Genomic DNA, 3306 nt, shown 5'->3' with positions numbered 1-3306 from the left:
AAGGGGGGGGAGGGGGACCGCCCGGGGTCGCGCCTCGGCGGTCCCGCCGCGGCTCAGGCCTCGGGGAGGACGCCGTCGGCGTCGGGGACGCCGCCGTCGATGTCGTCGGCGTCGACGATCCGGTACGCGTAGCCCTGCTCGGCCAGGAAGCGCTGGCGGTGCGCCGCGAAGTCCTGGTCCTTCGTGTCGCGCGAGACCACGGTGTAGAACCGCGCCGAGCCGTGGTCGCCCTTGGGCCGCAGCACGCGGCCGAGGCGCTGGGCCTCCTCCTGCCGCGAGCCGAACGAACCCGACACCTGGATCGCGACCTTGGCCTCGGGCAGGTCGATGGAGAAGTTCGCGACCTTCGAGACGACCAGCGTCGTGATCTCACCCTGGCGGAACGCCTCGAACAGGCGCTGGCGCTCCTTGACGGTGGTGTCGCCCTTGATGACCGGGCAGTCCAGCCGGGCCGCGAGGTCGTCGAGCTGGTCGATGTACTGCCCGATGACCAGCGTCGGCTCGCCCGCGTGCTGGGCCACGAGCCGCTCCACGACGCGCGACTTCTCCGCCGACGTCGAGCACAGGCGGTAGCGGTCCTCGTCGTCGGCCGTGGCGTACAGCAGCCGCTCGGAGTCCGGCAGCGTGACCCGGACCTCGACGCAGTCGGCGGGCGCGATGTAGCCCTGCGCCTCGATGTCCTTCCACGGCGCGTCGTAGCGCTTGGGACCGATGAGGGAGAACACGTCGCCCTCGCGGCCGTCCTCGCGCACCAGCGTCGCGGTCAGCCCGAGCCGGCGGCGCGCCTGCAGGTCGGCCGTCATCCGGAAGATCGGTGCGGGCAGCAGGTGGACCTCGTCGTAGACCACGAGGCCCCAGTCGCGGGCGTCGAACAGCTCCAGGTGCGGGTAGACGCCCTTCCGCTTGGTCGTCACCACCTGGTACGTCGCGATCGTGACGGGACGGATCTCCTTGCGGGCGCCCGAATACTCGCCGATCTCGTCCTCGGTGAGCGACGTGCGCTTGAGCAGCTCGTCGCGCCACTGCCGCGCGGAGACGGTGTTCGTGACGAGGATCAGCGTGGTCGCCTTCGCGCGCGCCATGGCGCCCGCGCCGACGAGGGTCTTGCCGGCGCCGCAGGGCAGGACGACGACGCCCGAGCCGCCGTGCCAGAACCCCTCCACGGCGTCGTTCTGGTACGGCCGCAGCGACCAGTCACCGTCGAGCTCGATGGGGTGCGCCTCGCCGTCGACGTAGCCCGCGAGGTCCTCCGCGGGCCAGCCCAGCTTCAGCAGCGCCTGCTTGAGGTTGCCGCGCTCGCTGGGGTGCACCTGGACGAGGTCCGGGGCGAGCCGGGCGCCGAGCAGGGGCGCCACCTTCTTCGAGCGCAGCACCTCCTCCAGCACGGGCGGGTCGAACGCGCGCAGCACGAGGCCGTGCTCGTCGTCCTTGGCCAGCTGCAGTCGCCCGTAGCGGTCCATGGTCTCGGCCACGTCGAGCAGGAGGGCGTGCGGCACGGAGTAGCGGGAGAACTCCAGCAGCGTGTCGACGACCTGCTCGGCGTCGTGGCCCGCAGCGCGGGCGTTCCACAGGCCGAGCGGCGTCAGGCGGTAGGTGTGCACGTGCTCGGGCGCGCGCTCGAGCTCGGCGAACGGCGCGATGGCCGCCCGGCAGGCCTGCGCCCGCTCGTGGTCGACCTCCAGCAGCAGCGTCTTGTCGCTCTGGACGATCAGTGGGCCGTCGCTCACGCGCAGGGTCTCCTGGTGGTGGGGGGAGTGCTTCCGGCAGGTGCAACAGCCGGGCGCACGCGCTGCTTCCGCCCCGTCACCGGGACAGGAACACCGCGCTCACGGAGTCGCTGTCGAAGGTGCCGGTGGTGTCGAAGGCCGGCGAGGACTCGAAGAACACCAGCGCCAGGACGATGAACAGGACGATCAGCAGCGACAGCGCGAGGCACACCCAGGCGCAGATCTTGCCCGCGGTGATGTACCCGAGACCGCGGACCCGGCCCTCGGAGGCCTGGACGGTCCGCTTGGCCCCGCGGGCCAGCACGAGCGCCACGATGGCCGCGATCCAGCCGAGGCCCGTCCCGAGCAGCACGAGCGAGCCCACCCCGGTCCACAGCACCGCCTGCGCGCCGCCGGCGACGGGTGGGCCCGCCGGGCCGTAGCCCTGCTGGCCGTACTGCTGCTGGCCGTACTGCTGCTGGTCCTGCGGCGGCTGGCCGTAGCCCTGCTGGCCGTAGCCCCCCTGGTCGTAGCCCTGCGGTTGCCCGTAGGCCTGGCCCTGCAGCTGGTTCTGCCCCGAGCCCAGCTGCGGCCCGCGGTAGTCGGTGGGCGGGCCGCCGCCGGGCAGCTGGGCCCCGTAGGCCTGCTGGTAGCCGGGCTGCTGCTGGGAGTACTGGTGGTGCAGCCCCTGCGCGGGCGGGTCCTGCACGGGGTTCGCCCGCGTCGGGTCGCCCTGCGTGGGGTTGGCCTGCGTGGGCGCGGAGCCGCCGAAGGTGTCGGGCGGCGTGCTGGTGCGGTAGGGGTCGTGCGTGTCGTCCTCGCCGGTGGGCGAGGAGGTGCCGCGGTCGTCCTGGTCCGGCTTCTCCCACCAGGACCGCTCGCTGCTGTCGCCTCGTCCGGACTCGGTCATCGTCGGAGCACTCCCTGGGTCGCCGCTGCTGCCTGCGGTGTCGACGCTAGCTCACCGGCGCGCTCGCGGCTGGCTCTCAGGCCTCCGCCGGAGCTCAGGCGTCCGCCGCAGCCACACCGGTGATGCGGTGCACCGAGTAGGAGCGGACCGTCTGCTCCGCGCGGTCGACCGCGGTGATCCGGCCGCCCTCGACCCCGACCGGCTCCACCAGGTGGCGCCGGGCCGCGCCCTCACCGTCGACGTAGCCGATCCAGACGGCGCGCCGGCGGCTCGCGGCCTCCCGCAGCAGGGCCAGCGACGTCGTCGGGTCCATGACCGCGAGCGCGGGGGCGTCGGGCGCCTGGCCGCGGCGGCGCTCGACGTCGGCGGCGTCGTCGTCACCCGCGCGCAGCGACCGCACCGCCGCCGACAGCAGCGCGTGCGCGGGCACGGGCGGCTCACCCGTGACGGGACGGGGGACGGGGCGGGGGCCGCTGCGCAGCGCCGTGGCCCGGCGCAGCAGCAGCTCGCCCGCGGGGCCCTCCGCGGCGGGCGCCACCCCCACGGCGCGCAGCACGGCCAGCACCTCGTCGGGGTCCGCCGTCGCCGCGAGCACGGTCGCGGCCAGCGGGCGCAGGCCGAGGGAGCGGCAGCGCTTGTCCCCCAGCAGCTCCGCGAGCAGCGAGGGGTCCTCGGCGCGCACGTACGAGC

Annotated in this window: 3 protein-coding genes; all 3 read right to left on the bottom strand. The window is 74.3% G+C overall.

The window, feature by feature from the left end:
• Window positions 1-53 precede the first annotated feature (53 nt).
• Window positions 54-1727, bottom strand: coding sequence for a DNA repair helicase XPB (locus tag GTR02_RS20760; protein ID WP_166609376.1), 1674 nt, complete (start codon window positions 1725-1727; stop codon window positions 54-56).
• Between the two features lie 76 nt (window positions 1728-1803).
• Entirely contained in the window at window positions 1804-2616 is an 813-nt protein-coding gene (locus tag GTR02_RS20755; RefSeq protein ID WP_166609374.1) for a DUF4190 domain-containing protein, read from the bottom strand.
• A 94-nt stretch (window positions 2617-2710) separates the two neighbouring features.
• The coding region (locus tag GTR02_RS20750) for a WYL domain-containing protein (RefSeq protein ID WP_166609375.1) at window positions 2711-3306 on the bottom strand (596 nt) is incomplete at its 5' end.

It is taken from the genome of Kineococcus siccus, assembly GCF_009906795.1.
In the GTDB taxonomy this organism is placed as follows: domain Bacteria; phylum Actinomycetota; class Actinomycetes; order Actinomycetales; family Kineococcaceae; genus Kineococcus; species Kineococcus siccus.
Note: the sequence above shows the minus strand (reverse complement) of the source record. Positions and strands in the feature narration are given on the sequence as shown.

Excerpts from the sequence above, each read along its gene's own strand:
- GTR02_RS20755 (WP_166609374.1), bottom strand. The coding sequence starts at position 2,616 with ATGACCGAGTCCGGACGAGGCGACAGCAGCGAGCGGTCCTGGTGGGAG.